Consider the following 20,725-nt stretch of genomic DNA (forward strand, 5'->3'; position numbering starts at 1 on the left):
TAGCACCGCCCGGGGGCGGGCGGAAGCGGAGGGGGTATGCACTTTAAGCCCATCTTTTCAGCTAAAACGGGACCTGCGTGGCGGTCCCAGCGACGACGTACCAGGTCACGAACAGGCCGGCGATCAGGGCCCCCGGCAGGCTCGATCCCGTGCGCCGCCAGGTGAAGGTCGCGATCACGGCGACGATCGCCAGCAGCGGCACGAACTGGATCGCCACGATGGTCGAGAGCGGCACGAATCCGGGGTCCGGCACCGGGTTGAACAGCTTTCCTGTCAGCCAAAGCGTGCCGTATTGCAGCACCAGCAGCACGATGAACCCGAGCGTCAGCGCCAGGATGTTGGTCAGATAGAGCCCCGCGCGCGGCGCGCCCATGGTCGAGAAATTCCGGTGCAGCACGTGCAGCGCCACGACGAAAAACGCCGTGAACGGAATCAGATAGATCAGGAAGATGAGGAATTGCTTCGCGCTCATCAATTTGAGTGCGACGATCCAGAACCTGAAGTCGATCTTGAAGGCGAGGTCGGCCAGCCAGAGCGCGGCGTAACCCACCGCGACCGAGGCTACCGCGATCACGACGGATTGACCGACCAGGCCGGCCCGGCTGGCGCGCTTCGGCGCGAACCGCATCAGGGCCAGCGTGATCAGCAGGTTGATGACGGCCCAGACCAGGATCTGGTTGGTGATGCCCTGTGGCAGGAATGCGCTCGGGGTTACGAGCGTGCCGCCGAGCGCGAAGGCCGGATAATAGGTCAGCGCCGGGATGAAGGCGGACAGGATCAACGCCGTGGTCCAGCGCCGGCCTTTGGCGGCCTCATGTGGCGGCATGGTGCCGTCGGCAACCGCCGGTAGCCGCAGGCGGGAGAACATCGGCGCTTCCAGCAGCCCGTCGAACGTCCCGATGACGAGGGCAACGAAACCGATCAGGGCGATCAGCGTGCCGATCTCCTTGCGGAACCAGATCTGGTCGTCGACCGGACGCGGGGTGCCGCCCTTCAGGGTCTTGGCGAACCAGTCGAGGCTGTAGCCGATCGCCTCATGCGAGATGTGTTCGGCTGGATGGGTCATCGCGGGGGTGTAGAGCACCCGCGCCGTGCCAGCCGCCGGATCGCCATAGACCTTGCCGGGCTCGACCGCGGCCTGGGTGCCGAACAGCGCCCAGAGCTTAGGGCTCGTGGTGACGTCGCGGGCGAGCTGAACGCCCCACATCAGGTCGGGGAATTCCTCATACTGGGCGAACACCAGCGCGGTGTTGCGCGGCCATGAGGTGGTGCCCTCGGCAGCGAACGGCTTGCCGGTGGACGAGCCCTCCAGCACCATCGACTTGTAGTCGTTGGGCATCGCGGCCGCCGCGGCCAGCACGGTCCAGCCGCCCATCGAATGGCCCTCGAGCCCGATATTGTCCTTGTCGACAATTTGCAGGCTGCGGAGATAGGCCAGCCCGTCGGGGCCGCCAAACCCGTTGGCGAAGGAGGGCGGATCGCTGTAGCCATGGCCGGTCTGGTCCAGTGCCAGCACCACATAGCCGCGGCGGGCGAACTCGATGGCGAAGCCGTCCTGGGTCTCGCGCGAATTGATGTAGCCGTGGACGGCCAGGATGCCCGGCGCCGGGATCTGCGCCGTGGCATTCGGCGGGATGTAGAGCAGGGCGCTCATGGTGTTGCCCTTGGCGCCCTTGAACCTGACATCCTCGATCCGGATGCCGCCCGCGGTCTGTGTGAAATGGGCGAGCAGGCCGCCCGCCACGATCAAGACCGCGCCCAGAATTGCCAGCGTCCATCTGCCCCGCATTGTCGTCCCCCCAAGGTGCCTCGCCGTTCAACCGGCGTCTCAAGCGTGCCTTTACAGCTTCGCTTTGGTTGTGGTTGATAGCCTATCCGAAGGCCAAGCGCGCGCAAGCGGCGGCCTTCGCGCCGTGCGCCCGGGATTCCGATTGCGGATTCGCAAACGCCGCTAACCCTGTTATCTGCTTGGGGAAAATGGTCTCGCACAAAACCGGTGAAAAGCTGGTTCGGGGGACCTGTATAGATTTTGAATCAGCCGCTTCGGAAGCTGATTCAAAATCTTCAGACGTTGAATCAGAAAGTGAAGTGAGATGTCCGGCACCGACAAGACCAAGGCAGGGCACGACCTTGCCGGTCCCGTCGTCATTTTGGTCGAGCCGCAGCTTGGCGAGAACATCGGCATGGCCGCGCGCGCGATGGGCAATTTCGCGCTGACGCGGATGCGCATCGTCAATCCGCGCGACGGCTGGCCGAATGTCGCCGCGCAACGTGCGGCGGCCGGGGCCGACCACATCATCGGTTCCGTCGAACTGTTCGACACCGTCGAGCAGGCGATCGCCGACCTCACGCTGGTGTTCGCGACCACCGCCCGCGCCCATGACCAGGCCAAGCCGGTGGTCGGGCCGGAAGGCGCGGCAGCCGAGATCGTCCGCCATGTCGCATCGGGCGGCGGGGCTGGCATCCTATTCGGACGGGAGCGTTCCGGCCTGACCAATGAGGAGGTCGCGCTCGCCAACCGCATCATCACCTATCCGGTCAACCCGGGCTTCGCCTCGCTCAACCTGGCGCAGGCGGTGCTGTTGATGGGCTATGAATGGTTCAAGCTCTCGACCGCGGGCGTGTTGCCGTTCGCAATGCCGGAACGATCCGAGCCCGCTTCCCAGCACCAGATGCAGGCGTTCTTCGACAACCTGGTCGCCGAGCTCGACAAGGTCGAGTTCCTGCGGCCGGCCGAGAAGCGCGACACCATGCTGGTGAACCTGCGCAACATCTTCACGCGGATGGACCCGACCAAGCAGGACATGCACACGCTGCACGGGGTGGTGATGGCGATCGCCGAGGGGCGCAAGGGCCCGGCCAAGGGCGGGGTGCTCGACGGCGCCCAGGCGACCCGGCTGCGGGCGCTGCTTGCCGAGCAGGGCCAGGGCGGTGCCGTCGCCGACAATTCCAGCACGGTGCGCGGCCTCGCCCGGCTGCTCCGCCGCAACCCGACCGATGCCGAGCGGATCCTGTGGCAGGCGCTGACGCGGGATCGCCGCTTCGCCGGCCAGTTCAAGCGCCAGACCCCGGTCGGCCGCCACATCCCCGATTTCGTCTGCTTCGCGCACCGGATCGCGATCGAACTGGTCAATCCGGACGAGAGCGATGCCATCGTCGCCGACCGGGCCAATCGCCGCGCCTGGCTCGAGGCACGCGACTACCGCGTGGTCGACATGCAGGTCGCCGACGTCGAGCGCGACCTCGACGGCGAGCTGGCGCGGCTGGAGACTGGGCTTCAGCAGGGGCGATGAGGCTTCGCCATCGCTCGGACGAGCGTGAATATGGCAAAGCCTCTCCGCCGTCGTCCTGGCTTTCGCCAGGACGACGATGGGTTTCGCTGCGCTCTACCCATCCTACGATTTTGAGCGCGCTGCGTGACGCGACGGTGTGGCCGAAACCGAGTGCGCGTCGCGCCTCCGCTCAGAAATCGACGGTCATCGACAGCCATAGCGTCCGCGGCATGCCGCTGATCACATAGCCGGTCGGATTGCCGATCCAGTAGTGCTTGTCGAACACGTTGGTGAGTGCGGCGCGGAACGTGGTCGGACGTCCGGCGAGCTTGGTTGCGTAGCGCGCGCCGATGTCGAACGTCGTCCAGGACGGCACGCTCTGGGTGTTGTCGGCGCTGACATAGGCCCGACTGGTATAGATGGCGCGTGCCGTCGCGGTCAGGCCGGGCACGAAGGGCGTATCCCATTCGACGCCGAGATTGCCTTGCAGATCGGGTGCGCCGATGGCGTGATTGCCGTCGTAGAGATGACCTTGCGTCTCGGTCAGCCGGGCATCGAGCCACGTCACGCCGCCGAGCACGCGCACGCCCGGCGCGACCTCGCCAAAGGTGTTGAGCTCGATGCCGCGGTTCCTCTGCTGGCCGTCGAGGCTGTAGATCTTGGTGATCGGATCGATCACGCCGCTCGGTTGGCTGATCTGGAACGCTGCAAGGCTCGCACCGAAGCCTCCGAGATCGAGCTTGGTGCCGACTTCGACCTGCCGCGTTTTGAACGGCGCAAACACCGCGTTGGTATTCGCCGCGCCCGACGGCGGTGTTGGTCCAGGCGACAGGCCCTCGATGTAGTTCGCATAGAACGACAGCTGCTTGATCGGCCTGACCACAAGAGCGATCGACGGCGATGTCGCGCTCTGGTCGTAGTGCGTGGTCTCGAGGCCGCTAACCGGCGCGTAGCCGTTCGCGATCACCTGCTGCTGGCGTGCGCCGACGATGACCTGAAGCATCCCGCCCATCGTCGTCAGCGTATCGGCGACGCCGACGCTGCGCAGCCCGAGGAAGTCGGACTTGCCCTCGGGGAATGTCGACAGCGGCGCGCCGGCGTTCGCCAGCAAGGTCGGGCTGTAGATATTGGTAAGGTAGGTGCCGTAATTGGTCTGGCCGAGCCAGTCGGTGCGGTTCTGCGCGCTGCCGCTGACCACGACCTCATGGCCGACGGGACCGGTGTCGAAGCGCGCCCGCACGCCGGCCTCGCCCGAGACGGCCTCCGACTTGCCAGTCTGGAAGCGCGACGTACCCAACGCGTCGCCCGCCGTGTTGAGGATCGTCGCGCCCGGGTCTTCCCGCTTGTCGTAGCGGAATTCGTTGGCGCCGATCGCGCCGAATACGGTGACGTTGTTGCTCAAGTCGTATTCGGCGCGGGTCAGCCCGGTCAGGCTTCGCGATCGCGCGTAGTCGAACGGCTGCGCCAGGTTGATGCGCGGATCGGGCGCGCTCGGCAGCGCGATACCGGGCACCGGCGTGTAGCCGCGCTGGGCAGCTTTCATCCAGTCATCCTGGGAGATGATGTCGGCGGACCAGCGGAAACGTTCCCCGTGGTAATCGACGCCGAGCGAGCCGACGCCGTTGCGCACCGCCTGCCGGTCGATCGCGGTGTTGCCGCCGTCGAGGCCGCCGTTGAAGCGAACGCCCCATTCCTTCTGCTCGCCGTAGCGGCGGGCGAGGTCGAGTTCCGTGCCGAAGCGGCCATCCGAGATGTAGCCGGCGGTCAGGCGCGTAAGGTCCTCCGCGGCGCGCTTGGTCACGACATTCACCGTGCCACCGATGCTGCCCTGCGGCGCCATTCCGTTGAGGAAGGCGGCCGGCCCCTTCAGCAGCTCGATGCGCTCGATCGGCGCGGGATTGATTCGATAGGCAGGGACGAGGCCGTAGATCCCGTTCATTGCGATTTCGCTGTTCTCGATCCGGAAACCGCGGATCGTGAGCGCGTCATAGCGGTTGCTGCTACCGATGGCGGCGCGCACCGAAGGATCGGAGTTGGTCAGCACCTCCGCGACGCTGGTGGCCTGCTGATCGCGGATCGTCTTCTCGGTATAGCTCGTGAGGCTGTATGGCGTGTCCATATAGTCCTTGTTGCCGAGCAATCCGAGCTGGCCGCCGCGTGCAACTTGGCCGCCGATATAGGGCACCGGCAATGCGGCCTGACGCGCGCCGGCCGTCGGCACGCTCGCGGACGGAGCCGCCACGATGCTCTCTCGCCTGGCGGCAAGACGAGAAGCGGCGCCGCGTGTTGCGCGCGACGACGGCTGTCGGCGCACGGACGCCGCGCGCTTCTCAGGCGCCGATACGTTCACCGGGGGAAGCGATGAGGCCGCCGAGTTCGGCGATTGTTGCCGATTGGTCTGCTGCGCCTGCGACGATGTGGTGGTCAACAGCACGGACACGCACGCAACACCGAGTGTGCGCGGCAAATTCGAATTGTTCAGCATACGATCCCCAGAACTCAGTTCACGCGAACTGCGCCCCAGTTTGCGTGCGAGCTGGAATAAGCAGCTGAGCAAGGCTGCGACAATTAGAAGGCATCTAACGACCTGATCCGCAGCATGCGATCGAAGCGGCATCGTGAAGCGCTATGAGTTTGGAGTGCGTCGAACGCGCGTGAGCGCGAGACTCTGCACGCTGTTCCACACAGGACGTTGGCCGAGATACGAGCTGTTGCCGCGATCAATTGTCGCAGTGACGACGCGCTTGCGCACGATGCTGAGCGAGCGCAACGCGCGATCTTGTTTGCTCGGATTCGTATTTCGAGATTCGCACCGCGTGCAGCCACGACGGGACAGGTTCCGTTCGATGCAATTCTCGAATCGTTTTTCATTGAATGGAATTTGTGTGAGATCGCCACCCATCCGAAGTCGTCACGTGGTATCAGACATCCGGGTCTGGCCATTCTCGGTCGATTGGAACTGGCGCTGGTGTTGTCGATGCGCGCATTGTGGAACTATCGTCCGTATCAGCGCGCAGCCTGCATCGAAATCGGGCGGCTCGAAACCATCAGGCCGATCTCCCAGGCGGCGCATTTTCATTCCGAAGTCCAGGTCGCGGCCGTCAGCCACGGATCGCGTGTGTACCGGACGCCGCTTGGCGAATTTTGTGGCTCTGCCGGTGACATCGTGATCATCCCGGCTGGCCTGCCGCATGCCTCCCACGGCGACGTGGCGGCGGTCGTGACGCATCTCTACGTGCCAGCCGACCATCCGGCCGCGCATGGCGTGGTGGTCCCGCAGATCATCCGCGGCATGCGCGCGCAGTCGCCGAGTGAGATCATCGACGCCGTCGGATCGGCGCGCAGGGGCGGGGACCGCGGCGGGCGGAGTGCGGCGGCGCTCGTCTTGTCGCAGCAGGTCCTGGACCAGGAGCTCGCTGTCGGCGCGATGGCCAAGCAACTCGGTTACTCGACCGACGGCTTCATCAGGGCTTTCAGGCGGCGGTTCGGCATGACGCCTGCCGCCTATCGCGTCGCGCAGCGGCTGGCGAGTGCTCGCGCCGAACTCAAGCAGGGCAGCGCCGTCGCCGATGTCGCCTATGCGGCTGGTTTCGCAGATCAGAGCCATTTCGGCCGGCTGTTCCGCAGGGCCTATGGCGCCACGCCGGCCGCCTACCGGTCGGCCTTCGTGCGGACGTAGCACGGTCGATTTCGTTCCAGACAGGATACGAGCCGCGCGCCTAGCGTGATGTCATGACATCGGCTCCAATTCGTCCAGGCGCGCCATGAACGTTCTTGCTCCACTCCTGGTCCTTGCCGCCGGCTGTAGCGTCGGCTTCCAGCAACTCTTGAACGCGAATCTCGGGAGGAGTTTGCAGTCGGCCTGGTGGTCGGCCTTTGTCAGCTATCTCGGCGGAACGATCGCGCTGGCGGCCGTGCTCGTGATCTTGCGTGAGCCGTTGTTCAGCTCGGCATCCGCGGCCCGCGTACCCTTGATCGCATGGACCGGCGGCTTGTTCGGCGCGGCCTTCATCGCCACCAGCGTGTTCATGATCCCGCGTCTCGGCGTTGCCACCGTCGTGACCCTGGTGGTCGTCGGCCAGTTGCTCTGCTCGCTGGCCTTCGACCATTTCGGCGTGCTCGGCACACCGCAGCATCCTGCGACGCTGCTGCGGTTGCTCGGTGCCGCATGCCTGATCGCCGGCGCCGCGCTGGTCCGCGCATAGCGCAGCGACCAGCGCGGGCGCGATCAGGCTTTCGATATGCCGCCGTCGATCACCGGCCCGAGGATCTCGTAGCGCTCGCCGTTGAAGCGCACCAGTTGCAGCTGTTCGAGCGGGTAGTAGTCGGTCGGCGAGGTGTTGACCTTGATACCCGACAGCAGCAGATCGGATTCGACATCCCTGAGGTTCGCTGCCTGCCTGATGATGCTATCGGACGAGACGTCGTCACCGCACTGCCTGAGCACCTGAACCATGACCTGGCTGACCACATAGGCGATCGCCGCATAGATATCGTTCTTGGCGGCTGCCGGATCGTATTTGTCGAGGAAGGCCCGCCATTTCACCACGGCGGGGTCGCTGTCCCAGGCCGCGTCGACCGGGTCCTTCATATAGGCGCTCGAGATGATGCCCTTGGAGATGTCGAAGCCGGCGGCCTTCAGCGTCGAGCCGGCGGAGGAGGCGTTGTTGCCGATGTAATGCGTCGGCTGCCAGTTCAACTCGGCGACCTTCTTGATGCCCTGCGCTGCGAATTTCGGCGTGGTCATGCTCATGAACACGTTGGCGCCGGCGGATTTGCAGCGCACCACCTGGCTGTCGATGGTCGGATCCGACGTCTCGTAGGACAGCTCCGCCACGATCGACGATGTCTTGGCGCCGAGCCCGTCCTTGAAGCCCTTGAGGACGTCGCGGCCGAAATCGTCGTTCTGATAGATGATGCCGATCTTGGCATCGGGCTGGGTTGCGAGCACGTGTTGCGCGAAGGTCCGGCCCTCGATCTGGTAGCAGGGCATGAAGCCCATGGTGTACGGGAAATTCTTGTGGTCGCCGAACTTGGTGGCGCCCGAGGCGATGAACAGGTGCGGCACCTTCTTCTGGTTCATGTATTTCATGATCGCCGCGTTGGTCGGCGCGCCGAGCGGCGAGAACAGCACGTCGATCTCGTCGCTCTCGACCAGCTTGCGCGCCTGTTCCACGGTCTTGGCCGGGCTGTAGGCGTCGTCATAGGTGATGTACTTGATCATGCGGCCGTTGATGCCGCCTTGCTCGTTGATCATCTTGAAATAGCCGCCGGGCGTGCGGCCGATCGACGAATAGACCGCGGCCGGTCCCGAATAGGCATCGATGTTGCCGATGACGATCTCGGTCTTGCCCTTGGCAATGGCGGGCCTGCCGAGCAGCAGCGTGGCCGACGCGGCGGCGGCGCCCTTGATGAGATGACGGCGGGTTGGCTGGATCGGACGAGACCTTGTCATTGCATTCCTCCGCTTCTTCTTGTTGGCGGTTTGGCAGCCTCTGACGGGCGTGTCGGCTCAGCATTCCACAGTGCTCAAACCGGATCAAACCAGTCTATGGGCGCTGTGCGAAGGAACTTGTGTGGAGGCGCTAGGATTCCGAATATTGGACGGTGCCGGTCTGGCGCGGCGCGGCGGATCGGATGATCCACGCCGCGCCGCATCCCGCAGCCGATCAGGCCGGCAGGGCCCGGCTCGCCGCGCGATCGTGCGCACCGGGCCGGGGCAGCGGAAACACCCGGTCGTAGGCGATGTTGAAGACGAACGCGTAGACCAGATAGAACGCGACGATCGAGATATCCATCATCAGCGCGGCCCACAGCGAGACGCCCAGATACCAGGCGACGAACGGGATCAGCAGCACGATCAGGCCGGCCTCGAACAGCATCGCGTGCGCGACGCGGATCGGCATCGTCTTGGCGACACGGCCGGTGAAACGGACCAGCGCGTGGTCGAAGCCGAGATTGAACAGCAAGTTCCAGATCGTCGCCACGGTCGCCGAGACGACGCCGATGACGCCCATATGGGCGACCGGCTGATTGAACAGCCAGGCGGCCGCCGGCGTGAAGATGGCGATACCGATCAGTTCGAACAGGACTGCGTGCCTGATCCGGTCGGAGAAGGAACGCATAGACATTTGAAAACCCTTTCTTGTCGTTGTGACCGGATTTCTATCTGATATTATGGGATTACAAAGTTAGGTAGTATCTGGAAAAGAGATAGATGTCCGTGTCCATGGACCAGCTCGAATCCTTCGTGGCCGCGGCCGAGCAGGGCTCGTTCTCCGGCGCGGCGAGGCTTTTGAAGAAGGCGCAATCGGCCGTCAGCACGCATGTGGCGAACCTCGAGACCGACCTCGGCATTGCGCTGTTCGACCGGGCCGGGCGCAACCCGGTGCTGACCGAAGCGGGGGCGCGACTGTTGCCGGAAGCAAAGCTGATCCTCGATCGGCGCGAGCACCTGATCGGTGTTGCCAGCAGCTTCGAGGCGCATGTCGAGAAGCGCCTCGTGGTCGCAATCGACGAGCTTTATCCGGAGAGCGCGGTCGGCGAGCTGTTCGCGGAATTCGCCAGGCACTTTCCGCATGTCGAACTGGAGCTGCTGTTTCCGATCATGGAGGACGTCAGCCGGCTCGTGCTCGACGGCAAGGCCGATGTCGGCGTGATGTGGCGGCAGGAGAGCCTGCCGTCCGAGCTCGGCTTCAAGACCATCGGTTGGGTGCCGCTGCAATTGGTCTGCGGCAAGACCCATCCGTTGGCGCAAGGACGGGTGGATTGGGAGGAGCTGAAGCGGCATCGCCAGATCATGGTGACGGTACGCAACGAGGGCACCGAGCGGCATCGGCTGCGGGTCGCGGCCGAGGTGTGGTGGGTCGAGAGCCATTGGGTGATCCTGCAGATCCTCAAGCAGGGCGTCGGCTGGGCGCTGATCCCGGCGCACATCATGGCGAGCTCGCCGATCGCCGAGGAGCTCGCAATCCCCGAACTGGAATTCGACGAGGGGGCGCATCCGGTGGCGCTCGAAGTGGTCTGGCACAAGCAGCGGCCGGCCGGGCCGGCGGCGAAATGGTTGCGCCGCCGTTTTGCCACGCGGCCGGCGATGCTCCGGCTGTAACGGGACGCACGCGCCGCCGCGCATCGCATGGCAGCTGACAGCGCGACCGTGATGTGTTGCGATGCCCGCCGTACGGACTGACAGGGTGGAGACGATGGCGAAGCAATTGCAAGGCAAGGTCGCGGCGGTGACCGGCGCGGCGTCGGGCATCGGATTGGCGAGCGCGGAGGTGATGCTGGCGGCCGGCGCGCGGGTGGTGATGGTCGACCGCGACGCCGCAGCGCTCGAGGCGCTCGCCAATAGGCATGGCGAGGCCGTGATCCCGCTGGTCATCGACCTGCTCGATCCCACCGCCTGCGCAACGCTGTTGCCGCAGGTGCTCGCGAAGGCCGGCCAGCTCGACATCCTGCATGCCAATGCCGGCATTTATGTCGGCGGCGACCTCGTCGATGCCGATACCGGCGCGATCGACCGGATGCTGAACCTCAACGTCAACGTCGTGATGAAGAACGTCCACGACGTGCTGCCGCACATGATCGCGCGGGGGACCGGCGACATCATCGTCACCAGCTCGCTCGCCGCGCATTTCCCGACGCCGTGGGAGCCGGTCTATGCGTCGTCGAAATGGGCGATCAACTGCTTCGTGCAGACGGTGCGGCGCCAGGTGTTCAAGCACGGCATCCGCGTCGGCGCGATCTCGCCTGGGCCGGTGATCAGCGCGCTGCTCGCCGACTGGCCGGCGGAGAAGCTCGCGGAAGCCAAGGCGTCGGGCAGCCTGCTGGAAGCCAGCGAAGTCGCCGAGGTCGTGCTGTTCATGCTGACCCGGCCGCGCGGCATGACCATCCGCGACGTCGTGATGCTGCCGACGAATTTCGATCTGTAGGGCATGATCCGGAAAAATGCGAAGCGGTGGTCAGGCGGCGCCGCGATCGGCGGCGGGTGCCGGACTGCGCTGCGTGAGGCGGCGCAACGCGGCGACGTTGGTCGCGACGGTGGCCATCCGACAGCGCGCCTTGCCCTCGGATTTCGCTTCGTACAGCGCGGCGTCGGCGGCTGCCAGCAGCTGCTCGGCCTCGGTGCCGTGCTCCGGCGACACCGCGATGCCGACGCTGACGCCGACCTGGGCCGAGATACCGCCAGCGAGCTGATAGGGCATGGTAACGGTCTGGATGATGCGCTGACCGACCGTGAGCGCCTGGTCCGCCGTGACGCCGTTGACCAGCACGACGAATTCGTCGCCACCGAGCCGCGCGATCACCGCGGTCTCGGGCAGCGCGCGCCGCAGCCGCTCCGCGGTCAGCATCAGCACCTGGTCGCCGGCGGCGTGGCCATAGGTGTCGTTGACCGGCTTGAAATTGTCGAGATCGAAGAACAACAACGCGAACGGCTTCGCCACGCCGGCGGATGCCGTCAGCTTGGCGTTCAGTGCGGCGACGAAGCCGGCGCGATTGCGCAGGCCGGTCAGCGTGTCGTGATGGGCGAGATGGCCGTTCTCACGCTCGGCGCGCATGGTGGCGACCAGCATCTTGTTGAGGCGGAAGGCCGCGACCGTCATCGCCGTGAGATACAGCGGCACCTGCATGAAGACGATGAACAGCAGCGGCTCGCCGGCGAGGGCTGCGCCCGGGACGATCGGGCCGAGGCTGAGCAGGATCATGGTGCCGGCGAGGCGAGGGGCGCTAAAATTGCGGAAGCAGATGCCGCCGACCATGGCCGCCGCCGACAGCGAGGCCAGCATCGCGACCACCCAGTCGCCGCTGGCGAGGCTGATCAGGATACCGAAGCCGACGCTTGCGCTCCACGCGACCGCGAGCACGAGGTGCAGGTCGGTCGGCGTCGGCCGCCGTTCGCGCGCCGCGCGATGCGCAATGACAAGCACCGTCAGGCGCGACAGGCAGATCACGATTTCGAGCGCAAGCCAGGTAATGAACGGCGCGGTCGGCTCGTGCGTCGCGATCACAGCCGCGACCGCGACCGTGTTGACTGCGCCGGCGGCGAACACCGGCAGCGAGCCGTAGAGATCCGCGATCAGCGCCTGGCGGATGTCGTCGGGCACGCCCGGCCCGGCATCGGCAAGCCAGCGCGTCACGCCCCAGCGCGGCTGGCTGTATTGTCCTGCTTCGGACTGCATTGTTCTTGCCCCGTATTTTCACGTGGCAACTGACCCCAGCGGGGCTAACAGGTCTTTAAGGACGACGCCGATCACACGGCGTGCTTGACGAGAAGTAAACCGCGCGGATGCGCCAAATTGGCGCGCCCTTGCATCGCTGCGCGGCGTCAATGCCGTGGCCGTGCCGGCGGGATGCAGTATGGTCCGATGCCGATGTCGCGACGACGGCTGATCGCGCAAATCCGGTGTCTGTGACAATCGCGGGAACAATCAAGATGACCGAGCATGCCATCGTCACCGCGACCGCCGAGCCGCGCACCCAGCACAGCCTCGCCGGTGACCTGCGGCTGCTCGGCGTGATGCCGGGCGATACGCTGCTGGTGCATTGCGCGATGAGCGCGCTCGGCTGGGTCGCGGGCGGCGCGGAGGCGGTGGTGCGCGCCTTGCTCGACGCGGTCACCGACACCGGCACGCTGGTGATGCCCGCGCAGTCCTCGCAGCTCAGCGATCCCGCGAACTGGCGGGCGCCGGCCGTTCCGCAAAACTGGGTCGAGATCATCCGGGCAAGCCAGCCGCCGTTCGATCCGCGCACCACGCCGACCCGCGACATGGGCGCCGTCGCCGAATTGTTCCGGAGCTGGCCGGGTGCGCGGCGCAGCCTGCATCCATCCTGCTCCTTCGCGGCTCTCGGTCCCGATGCGGAGCGGATCACGGCGCGGCAGTCGCTCGGCGAGCCGTTCGGTGACGATGGACCGCTGGGAGTTCTCCACCGATCGGCCGCGCGCATTCTGCTGCTCGGAGCCGGCTTCGACGCCTGCACGGCGCTGCATTTGTCCGAGCTGAAGGCCTGGCCGGCACTGCCGAGGATCGCGGAAGGCTCCGCCATGACGGTCGACGGGCAGCGGCGCTGGGTTCGCTTCGAGGTCGCGGCCGGTTACCCCGATGACTTTCCGGAGATCGGCCAGGCACTGCTCCGGCAAGGGCTGGTCCGCGCTGGGCGCGTCGGATCGGCGACCTGCCATTTGATGTCGATGCCTGACATCGTCGATGCCGCCGCTGGTCTCATGGTGGAGCAGGGCGCGCCGTTCGGATGATGGCCAGAGAGATCACGGCGCGGTCATTCTGCTGTCACCTCGGTCGACTGTGATGGCGACGAAACGCCGCAACAGCGAGCAGGGGCATCCGTGGCCACTCTTGAGATCATCGCGACCTGGATCGGGATCGCCGCCTGCATCCTGCAATCGGCATTGTTCGCCGGCCTCAATCTCGCGGTTTTCAGCCTCAGCCTGCTGCGGCTTCAGATCGAGGCGGACAGCGGCAACGCCAATGCCGCGCGCGTGCTCGAGCTTCGCCGGAGCTCGAACCAGATCCTGGCGACGATCATCTGGGGCAATGTCACCACCAACGTGCTGCTGACGCTGCTGTCGGATTCGGTGCTCGCCGGCGTCGGCGCGTTCCTGTTCTCGGCCTTCGCCATCACCTTGCTCGGCGAGATCTTCCCGCAGGCCTACTTCTCGCGCAACGCGCTGGCGATGACCGCGCGGTTTCTGCCGTTCCTGAACTTCTATCGCGTCGTGCTGTTTCCACTGGCGAAGCCGACGGCGATGGTGCTCGACTGGTGGCTCGGCTCGGAAGGCATCACCTATCTGCGCGAGCAGGACATCCGGCAGATGATCGCCCGCCACGTCGTTGACGGCGGTGACATCAGCAAGGTGGAGGCGGTCGGTGCGCAGAACTTCCTCGACCTCGACGACATCTCGGTCTGCGACGAGGGCGAAGTGATCGATCCCGCCAGCATCCTGAGCCTGCCGCTTGCCAATCAGCGCTGCGTGCTGCCGAGATTCGACCGCGTCCCCGACGATCCGTTCCTGCGCCGGATCGATGCGTCGGGGATGAAGTGGGTGATCGTGACCGATCTCTCCGGCGAGCCGGTGTTCGTGCTCGATGCCCATCACTTCCTGCGCGATGCGCTGTTCAACCAGCTCGAGAGCGATCCGACCGCCTATTGGCACCGGCCGATCATCGTGCGCGACAGCAAGGCGCGGCTCGGCGACGTCATCGGGCTGATGAAGGTGGTGCCGGAAACGCCCGGCGATGACGTCATCGAGCACGATTTGATCCTGGTGTGGAGCGGGCAGAAGCGCATCATCACCGGCTCCGACCTGCTCGGGCGCCTGCTGCGCGGCATCGCGACCGTGGAGAAGCGGTCGGCGGCCTAGACCGCGACGAGCTGCTCGGCCGCGCGCTTCGCCTTCTTCACCTTCGCCGGCGCGAACAAATTGCCGGCGGCAAGGCCCGCGGTGTCGGCGACAGCGGGATCGCATGACACCATGGCGGCGACGATCGCGCCGTCGATCAACAGCGCGAGCTGATGCGCCAGCACGGCGGGCTCGGTGGCGCCCATCTCGGCGGCGAGCTTCTCGATATGCGCCAGCACCACCTTCTTGTGCTTCAGCGCGATGTTGCGGAACTGTTTGGCGTCCTTGTCGTGCTCGGCGACCGCGTTGATGAACGGGCAGCCGTAGAAGCGCTCCTCGGCGAACCAAATCTTCAAGGCAGGGAAGATCCGCGACAGCTTGGTCTGCGGATCGCCGCCGCCGGCCTCGATCGCGCCGATGAACCATTCGCGCCACTGCCGGCCTTCGCTCTCCAGCACGGCATGCACGAGGTTGGTCTTCGAGCCGAACAATTTATAGAGCGTGGTCTTGGCGGTTCCCGCCTCGTCGATGATCGCATCGATGCCGGTGGCGTTGATGCCGTTCTTGCAGAACAGCCGGGTCGCCGCATTGAGCAGGCGCCCGCGCGCGGATTCGTCGTCGCCGGCGGCGAAGGCCGCGGCAGGTTTTTTCTTCGCAAGCGATTTGGCCATGCGCGGCAGTAAATCGGAGCGCGGCGAAATCATCAAGTCGCATCTTATTGCGCGGTCCATGCGCTGAAAATAATCGCCAGCCCGCGGCATTTGCTTGGCGATTGAGCACCAACCCCCTGATCAATCAGCGGGCAGCGTCGCCTAAGCGCCTGCGGGATTTCGCCTTTTGATCTGGGCTGGATCTGGCATGCTTCGTGCAGGAAACAGACCGTTCGGTATCCTGACCATTTCCATCGCTCCCAGGGAGAAAACTGATGACCGCTGTCGCCCAGAAAACCGCTCTGACCGGCTGCCTCGCGCCGATCGACAAAGGCGGGCTCGAGCAGCTGATTGCCAACGGCAAGGCCAACCCGAAGGTGATCAAGACCTTGAAGTGCAAGACGGTGGCCGAGGGCAAGTTCCGGCACGCCAACTACATCCGCAACCTCGCGCCCTATATCGTCGACGAGCCGCCCGGGCTGCTCGGCGACGACACCGCGCCCAATCCGTCCGAAGCCTCGCTCGCCGCGCTCGGCTCCTGTCTCGCGGTCGGCCTGCATGCCAACGCCGTGCATCGCGGCTGGACCGTCAACAAGCTTGAGCTCGAGCTCGAGGGCGACCTCAACATCACCGCGGTGTGGGGCACCGGCGACGTCAGCGAGAAGCCGGTCGGCTTCACCGACGTCCGCGTCAAGGTCGACATGGAATGCGAGGGCGTGCCGCAGCACGAGATCGATGCGCTGGTGGCGCATGTGAAGAAGTGGTCGCCGGTCGCCAACACCTTCACCCGACCCGTCAATCTCGAGGTCAGCGCTTAGGCGCGCGACCGGCAATTCAAGGTGCGGAGACCATCCATGGGTTCACTGGCTTTATCGCGGGTCGCAGCTCAAGATCCCGCACCGACCATTGCGGACGAGGTTGCGCGCCTCGCCCGTCACGAGCTGGCACCGCTTGCATCTGCAATCGATGCCGGCTCCGTCTACCCGGCCGAATTCCTGCGTCGCGTCGGCGGCGTGGGCGCCTGGAGCAGCCACGTGCCGCAGGAAGGGCCAGCCGATTTGCGCTGCGCGATCCAGGCGATGGCCGCGATCGGCGAGGTCTGCGGCGCCACCGCCTTCATGGCCTGGTGCCAGAACACGCTGGTCTGGTACGCCGCGAACTCCACCAACATGAAGCTCGCCGCGCGGTTCGGCGATGGCTTCTCCAGCGGGCGGGTGCTCGGCGGCACCGGGCTGTCCAACCCGATGAAGAGCTTCTTCGGCATCGAACGGCTGAAGCTCAAGGGACGCAAGGTCGATGGCGGCTACATCGTGCGCGGCGCGCTGCCCTGGGTGTCGAATCTCGGCCCCGACCATTACTTTGGCACCATCTTCGAGCGCGAGGACGAGGACGGTCAGAGCAAGCCCGGCGGCACCGTGATGTTTCTCGCGGACTGCTCGGATCCCGCGATCACGCTGACGCCGTGCAAACCGTTCCTCGCGATGGACGGCACCGGCACCTACGGCGTCCAGTTCCGCGACGCCTTCGTGCCGGACGAACTGGTTCTGGCCGACCCCGCCGCAGCCTTCGTCAAGAAGATCCGCGCCGGCTTCATCCTGCTACAGGCCGGCATGGGCCTCGGACTGATGAAGGACTGCATCAACATCATGGACGAGGTCCACGCGCCGCTCGGCCACGTCAACCGCTATCTGCCGCAGCAGCCGCTGCAATTCCGCGAACTCTACGCCGAGTTCGAGAAGGAGACGATGATGCTGGCGCGCGATCCCTACAATGAAGACGACAGCTACTGGCGCCGCGTGGTCGCGCTCCGCCTGCGCATCGGGGACGCCAGCGTCGCGGTCGCGAATGCCGCGATGCTTCATTGCGGAGCGCGCGGCTACCTGATGAGCCACCGCGCCCAGCGCCGGCTGCGCGAAGCCTATTTCGTCGCCATCGTCACGCCCGCCACCAAGCAACTGCGCAAGATGCTGGCGGACGGCTGAAGCATGATCCGGAAAAGTGCGGACCGGCGCTGAGATGATGCGCAAACAAGTTCGGGACCACCAAGACTAGCAACCACGCAACAGGAGAGGCTGCCATGACGGACGTTCTGATCACCGCCGGCGAACTTGCCGAGCTCGTCAAGAAAGAACCGTGTGTCATCATCGACACCCGGAATCCGGATGCCTATGCCGCGGGCCACCTGCCGGGCGCCGTCAACGTGCATGACGTCTTCACGTTCCTTGCGACCTCGACGCCGGAAGGCATCCATGAGCTGAAGACCAAGTTCGCCGATGCGTTCGGCGCCGCGGGTCTCTCCGGCAAGGAGACCGCCGTGATCTACGAGCAATCGATGAATTCCGGCTTCGGCCAGTCCTGCCGCGGCTATTATCTGCTGACCATGCTGGGCTATCCCAAGATCAAGGTGCTGCATGGCGGCTTCGATGCCTGGAAGGCGGTGGATCTGCCAGTCACCACCGACGTCACGGTGCCGGTGAAGGCGGCGTTCGCGATCGTGCCGGAGGCCGGCGACATCATGATCGACGCCAAGGCGATGCTGGCGGCGCTCGACAAACCGGGCGTCGCGATCCTCGACGTACGCGACGTCGATGAGTGGATCGGCGAAAGCTCGTCTCCGTATGGGAAGGATTTCTGCCCGCGCAAAGGCCGCATCCCGGGCGCGGTGTGGCTCGAATGGTACCGCATGATGAAGCCGACCGGCGAGGGTCCGCGCTTCAAGTCGAAGGACGAGATCCTCGCCGAATGCGCCACCGTCGGCATCTCACAGACCACGCCGGTCTATCTCTACTGCTTCAAGGGTGCGCGCGCCTCCAACACCTTCCTCGCGCTGAAGAACGCCGGCGTGAAGGACGTGCGGATGTACTTCGGCTCCTGGAACGAGTGGTCGCGCGACCCGGCGCTGCCGATCGACGAAGGCTTGCCGACCGCGGCCGTCGTGACCGGCAAGGCGGCATAGAACCTGCATGTTTGTCGGTGTCCGGCGGCGCAAAACGCGGCCGGACACCGATCAATGAACCGGATCGCGGAGCTCTCTGCGTTTCGGTGCGACAATGGGGCGCAGCATGTCTACTTTCGATGATCCCTTCGACGCCGACCACGCGCTGACGCGATCGGGCTGCGCCTGCGGGCTGCATCGCTCGGCCGCCGAGCACGATCACGCAGCGCGCACGCTGCGCTGCGAGCCTGTCGAGAGTGAAGAGAAACGCTATGAGGGCATCGTCGCCTCCGCGGTGGTGCGGGCGATGTTTCCGCAAGACGTTGCGCGCCGCGCCTTCCTGAAATCGGTTGGGGCCGCGACCGCGCTCGCCGCGCTGTCGCAATTCTTCCCGCTCAAGACCGCGACCGAAGCATTCGCCGACGCGGGCCCGCCGGAGAAGAAGGACCTCAAGGTCGGCTTCATCCCGATCACTTGCGCGACCCCGATCATCATGGCGGCGCCGCTCGGCTTCTATGCCAAGCAAGGACTGAACGTCGAGGTGGTGAAGACCGCCGGCTGGGCCGTGATCCGCGACAAGACCATCAACAGGGAATACGACGCCGCCCACATGCTGGCGCCGATGCCGATCGCGATCTCGCTTGGCTTGGGGGCCAATGCCATCCCGTTCACGGTGCCCGCGATCGAGAACATCAACGGGCAGGGCATCACGCTGGCGATGAAGCACAAGGATCGGCGTGACCCCAAGGATTGGAAGGGCATGAAGTTCGCCATCCCGTTCGACTATTCGATGCACAATTACCTGCTGCGCTATTATCTCGCCGAGCACGGGCTCGATCCGGATACCGACGTGCAACTCCGCTCGGTGCCACCGCCGGAGATGGTCGCCAATCTGCGTGCCGACAATATCGATGGCTTCCTTGCGCCGGACAATATCTGCCAGCGTGCGATCTATGACGGCGCCGGCTTCCTGCACATCCTGTCGAAGGAGATCTGGGACGGCCATCCCTGTTGCAGCTTCGCCGCGAGCCGCGAGTTCATCACGACTGCGCCGAATTCCTTTGCGGCGCTGACCCGCGCCATCGTCGACGCCACCGGCTATGCCGCGAAGGCCGAAAACCGCAAGCAGATCGCGGAAGCGATTGCGCCGGCCAACTACATCAACGCACCGGTCACGGTGCTGGAGCAGGTCCTGACCGGCACCTATGCCGACGGCCTCGGCGGAGTGAAGACCGATCCGAAGCGGGTCGATTTCGATCCATTCCCCTGGCAGTCCTTCGCTGTGTGGATGCTGACCCAGATGAAGCGGTGGGGCCAGATCAAGGGTGATGTCGATTACAAGGCGGTCGCCGAACAGGTCTATCTCGCCACCGACACCAAGAAAGTGATGGCCGAGATGGGGCTGACCCCGCCTGCAAGTGCCTACAAATCATTCTCGGTGATGGGCAAGAGTTTCGATCCGGCGGCACCCGATGATTACCTCGCCAGCTTCAAGATCAGGAAATCGTCGTGAGGCGAGGGGTTATTTCCTTATCGTTATCCCGGCGAAGGCCGGGACCCATAACCACGACTGTCGGTGTTCGTGCACAGTGTCTCCCCGCGTGCCTCACCGAAGGGCCGCGCGTATGGGTCCCGGCCTTCGCCGGGACGACGGGTTGAGGGGGCTTAATGCATGACGCTGTCCCTCCGCCTTCGCGCCGCGATCGTCTCCTTCCTGCTGCTCGCGACCTTCCTCGCCGCCTGGCATCTCGCCACCCGCGGCTCCGGCGCGGCGGCAAACATGAGTCCGGAATACGCCAAGCTGATGGGGCTGACCGCGACCCAGGGCAAATCCGCGATGCCGGGTCCGCTCGATGTCGGGGCCAAGCTGTGGGAGCACCTGAAGCGGCCGTTCTATGACAACGGGCCGAACGACAAGGGCCTCGGCATCCAGCTTGGTTACTCGATCGGGCGCGTTGGGCTCGGCTATCTGATCGCGGTCTTGGTCGCGATCCCGCTCGGCTTCATGATCGGGATGTCGCCCCTGATCAGCAGGGCGCTCGATCCGTTCATCCAGGTGCTGAAGCCGATCTCGCCGCTGGCCTGGATGCCGCTGGCGCTCTACACCATCAAGGATTCCTCGATCTCGGCGATCTTCGTGATCTTCATCTGCTCGGTGTGGCCGATGCTGCTCAACACCGCGTTCGGCGTTGCCGGCGTGCGCAAGGAGTGGATCAACGTCGCACGTACGCTCGAGGTCGGCACCATCAGGCGTGCCTTCACCGTGATCCTGCCGGCGGCAGCGCCGACCATCCTGACGGGGATGCGGATCTCGATCGGGATTGCCTGGCTCGTGATCGTCGCTGCCGAGATGCTCGTCGGCGGCACCGGCATCGGCTACTTCGTCTGGAACGAGTGGAACAATCTGTCGATCACCAATGTGATCATCGCGATCCTGCTGATCGGCCTCGTCGGCATGCTGCTCGACCAGGTTCTGGCGCGGTTCACGCGCATGGTGACGTTTCCGGAGTAG

General features: G+C 65.2%; 18 protein-coding genes. 12 read left to right on the forward strand and 6 right to left on the reverse strand.

Translation table 11 applies throughout. The features are described 5' to 3' along the window. Positions 1–61: 61 nt before the first annotated feature. Positions 62–1,789, reverse strand: a complete 1,728-nt coding sequence (locus tag B2W55_RS13005) for an alpha/beta hydrolase family protein (RefSeq protein ID WP_024580886.1) — start codon at positions 1,787–1,789, stop codon at positions 62–64. Between the two features lie 304 nt (positions 1,790–2,093). On the opposite strand from B2W55_RS13005, the gene B2W55_RS13010 reads away from it, so the two are divergent. Next, a complete protein-coding gene (locus B2W55_RS13010) occupies positions 2,094–3,293 on the forward strand; it encodes a TrmJ/YjtD family RNA methyltransferase (RefSeq protein ID WP_024580885.1) in 1,200 nt (399 codons plus the stop codon). Positions 3,294–3,462: 169 nt separating this feature from the next. Here the strand turns inward: B2W55_RS13010 and B2W55_RS13015 are convergent, their stop codons facing one another. Continuing rightward, on the reverse strand, positions 3,463–5,889 hold the full coding sequence (locus B2W55_RS13015; RefSeq protein ID WP_080890988.1) for a TonB-dependent receptor: 2,427 nt from the start codon (positions 5,887–5,889) through the stop codon (positions 3,463–3,465). A 75-nt stretch (positions 5,890–5,964) separates the two neighbouring features. On the opposite strand from B2W55_RS13015, the gene B2W55_RS13020 reads away from it, so the two are divergent. Next, the gene (locus B2W55_RS13020) at positions 5,965–6,951 is read left to right on the forward strand and encodes a helix-turn-helix domain-containing protein (protein ID WP_160306691.1); all 987 of its coding nucleotides are present in this window, start codon (positions 5,965–5,967) and stop codon (positions 6,949–6,951) included. Positions 6,952–7,036: 85 nt separating this feature from the next. After that, positions 7,037–7,477, forward strand: a complete 441-nt coding sequence (locus B2W55_RS13025; protein ID WP_024580882.1) for a DMT family transporter — start codon at positions 7,037–7,039, stop codon at positions 7,475–7,477. A 23-nt stretch (positions 7,478–7,500) separates the two neighbouring features. On the opposite strand, the gene B2W55_RS13030 is transcribed toward B2W55_RS13025, so the two are convergent. Next, the gene (locus B2W55_RS13030; RefSeq protein ID WP_043855427.1) at positions 7,501–8,727 is read right to left on the reverse strand and encodes an ABC transporter substrate-binding protein; all 1,227 of its coding nucleotides are present in this window, start codon (positions 8,725–8,727) and stop codon (positions 7,501–7,503) included. Between the two features lie 214 nt (positions 8,728–8,941). Next, positions 8,942–9,403, reverse strand: coding sequence for a PACE efflux transporter (locus tag B2W55_RS13035; RefSeq protein WP_024582642.1), 462 nt, complete (start codon positions 9,401–9,403; stop codon positions 8,942–8,944). An 86-nt stretch (positions 9,404–9,489) separates the two neighbouring features. Here B2W55_RS13035 and B2W55_RS13040 point away from each other — a divergent pair, with 86 nt between their 5' ends. Both B2W55_RS13040 and B2W55_RS13045 read left to right on the forward strand, forming a co-directional pair. Then, positions 9,490–10,380, forward strand: a complete 891-nt coding sequence (locus tag B2W55_RS13040; protein ID WP_024582641.1) for a LysR family transcriptional regulator — start codon at positions 9,490–9,492, stop codon at positions 10,378–10,380. Between the two features lie 94 nt (positions 10,381–10,474). Continuing rightward, complete coding sequence (locus B2W55_RS13045) at positions 10,475–11,203, forward strand: SDR family oxidoreductase (RefSeq protein WP_024582640.1); 729 nt, start codon at positions 10,475–10,477, stop codon at positions 11,201–11,203. A gap of 30 nt (positions 11,204–11,233) precedes the next feature. Here B2W55_RS13045 and B2W55_RS13050 read toward each other — a convergent pair whose 3' ends face one another. After that, positions 11,234–12,451 carry a GGDEF domain-containing protein gene (locus B2W55_RS13050; protein ID WP_024582639.1) on the reverse strand — a complete coding sequence of 406 codons (1,218 nt, stop codon included), beginning with the start codon at positions 12,449–12,451 and terminating at the stop codon, positions 11,234–11,236. Between the two features lie 254 nt (positions 12,452–12,705). On the opposite strand from B2W55_RS13050, the gene B2W55_RS13055 reads away from it, so the two are divergent. Both B2W55_RS13055 and B2W55_RS13060 read left to right on the forward strand, forming a co-directional pair. Further along, positions 12,706–13,524, forward strand: coding sequence for an aminoglycoside N(3)-acetyltransferase (locus B2W55_RS13055; protein WP_024582638.1), 819 nt, complete (start codon positions 12,706–12,708; stop codon positions 13,522–13,524). Positions 13,525–13,614: 90 nt separating this feature from the next. Beyond that, positions 13,615–14,649, forward strand: coding sequence for a DUF21 domain-containing protein (locus B2W55_RS13060; RefSeq protein ID WP_024582637.1), 1,035 nt, complete (start codon positions 13,615–13,617; stop codon positions 14,647–14,649). Here the strand turns inward: B2W55_RS13060 and B2W55_RS13065 are convergent. After that, positions 14,646–15,299, reverse strand: coding sequence for a TetR/AcrR family transcriptional regulator (locus B2W55_RS13065; RefSeq protein WP_024582636.1), 654 nt, complete (start codon positions 15,297–15,299; stop codon positions 14,646–14,648). The genes B2W55_RS13060 and B2W55_RS13065 overlap by 4 nt on opposite strands. A 254-nt stretch (positions 15,300–15,553) precedes the next feature. Between B2W55_RS13065 and B2W55_RS13070 the strand changes: the two genes are divergently transcribed. From B2W55_RS13070 to ntrB, 5 genes are all read left to right on the forward strand, one after another. Further along, positions 15,554–16,096: an OsmC family protein gene (locus B2W55_RS13070; protein ID WP_024582635.1), complete on the forward strand. Its 543-nt coding sequence runs from the start codon at positions 15,554–15,556 to the stop codon at positions 16,094–16,096. Between the two features lie 36 nt (positions 16,097–16,132). Next, positions 16,133–17,260 carry an acyl-CoA dehydrogenase family protein gene (locus B2W55_RS13075; RefSeq protein WP_024582634.1) on the forward strand — a complete coding sequence of 376 codons (1,128 nt, stop codon included), beginning with the start codon at positions 16,133–16,135 and terminating at the stop codon, positions 17,258–17,260. Between the two features lie 95 nt (positions 17,261–17,355). Beyond that, positions 17,356–18,234 (forward strand): sulfurtransferase, encoded by an 879-nt coding sequence (locus tag B2W55_RS13080; protein ID WP_024582633.1) that lies wholly within the window; start codon positions 17,356–17,358, stop codon positions 18,232–18,234. Between the two features lie 106 nt (positions 18,235–18,340). After that, positions 18,341–19,726 carry a CmpA/NrtA family ABC transporter substrate-binding protein gene (locus B2W55_RS13085; RefSeq protein ID WP_024582632.1) on the forward strand — a complete coding sequence of 462 codons (1,386 nt, stop codon included), beginning with the start codon at positions 18,341–18,343 and terminating at the stop codon, positions 19,724–19,726. A gap of 159 nt (positions 19,727–19,885) precedes the next feature. Continuing rightward, positions 19,886–20,725, forward strand: a complete 840-nt coding sequence (gene ntrB, locus B2W55_RS13090) for a nitrate ABC transporter permease (RefSeq protein ID WP_024582631.1) — start codon at positions 19,886–19,888, stop codon at positions 20,723–20,725.

The sequence above is a fragment of the Bradyrhizobium sp. UBA2491 genome (assembly GCF_002341725.1).
Classification (GTDB): Bacteria; Pseudomonadota; Alphaproteobacteria; order Rhizobiales; family Xanthobacteraceae; genus Bradyrhizobium.

Bases quoted from the DNA above. Each gene is read 5' to 3' on its own strand.
- B2W55_RS13075 (WP_024582634.1), top strand. From the start codon at position 16,133: ATGGGTTCACTGGCTTTATCGCGGGTCGCAGCTCAAGATCCCGCACCG.
- B2W55_RS13085 (WP_024582632.1), top strand. From the start codon at position 18,341: ATGTCTACTTTCGATGATCCCTTCGACGCCGACCACGCGCTGACGCGA.
- B2W55_RS13025 (WP_024580882.1), top strand. From the start codon at position 7,037: ATGAACGTTCTTGCTCCACTCCTGGTCCTTGCCGCCGGCTGTAGCGTC.
- B2W55_RS13080 (WP_024582633.1), top strand. From the start codon at position 17,356: ATGACGGACGTTCTGATCACCGCCGGCGAACTTGCCGAGCTCGTCAAG.
- B2W55_RS13050 (WP_024582639.1), bottom strand. From the start codon at position 12,451: ATGCAGTCCGAAGCAGGACAATACAGCCAGCCGCGCTGGGGCGTGACG.
- B2W55_RS13055 (WP_024582638.1), top strand. From the start codon at position 12,706: ATGACCGAGCATGCCATCGTCACCGCGACCGCCGAGCCGCGCACCCAG.
- B2W55_RS13070 (WP_024582635.1), top strand. From the start codon at position 15,554: ATGACCGCTGTCGCCCAGAAAACCGCTCTGACCGGCTGCCTCGCGCCG.
- B2W55_RS13035 (WP_024582642.1), bottom strand. From the start codon at position 9,403: ATGTCTATGCGTTCCTTCTCCGACCGGATCAGGCACGCAGTCCTGTTC.
- B2W55_RS13010 (WP_024580885.1), top strand. From the start codon at position 2,094: ATGTCCGGCACCGACAAGACCAAGGCAGGGCACGACCTTGCCGGTCCC.
- ntrB (WP_024582631.1), top strand. From the start codon at position 19,886: ATGACGCTGTCCCTCCGCCTTCGCGCCGCGATCGTCTCCTTCCTGCTG.
- B2W55_RS13015 (WP_080890988.1), bottom strand. From the start codon at position 5,889: ATGCCGCTTCGATCGCATGCTGCGGATCAGGTCGTTAGATGCCTTCTA.
- B2W55_RS13065 (WP_024582636.1), bottom strand. From the start codon at position 15,299: ATGGCCAAATCGCTTGCGAAGAAAAAACCTGCCGCGGCCTTCGCCGCC.
- B2W55_RS13040 (WP_024582641.1), top strand. From the start codon at position 9,490: ATGTCCGTGTCCATGGACCAGCTCGAATCCTTCGTGGCCGCGGCCGAG.
- B2W55_RS13005 (WP_024580886.1), bottom strand. From the start codon at position 1,789: ATGCGGGGCAGATGGACGCTGGCAATTCTGGGCGCGGTCTTGATCGTG.
- B2W55_RS13030 (WP_043855427.1), bottom strand. From the start codon at position 8,727: ATGACAAGGTCTCGTCCGATCCAGCCAACCCGCCGTCATCTCATCAAG.
- B2W55_RS13045 (WP_024582640.1), top strand. From the start codon at position 10,475: ATGGCGAAGCAATTGCAAGGCAAGGTCGCGGCGGTGACCGGCGCGGCG.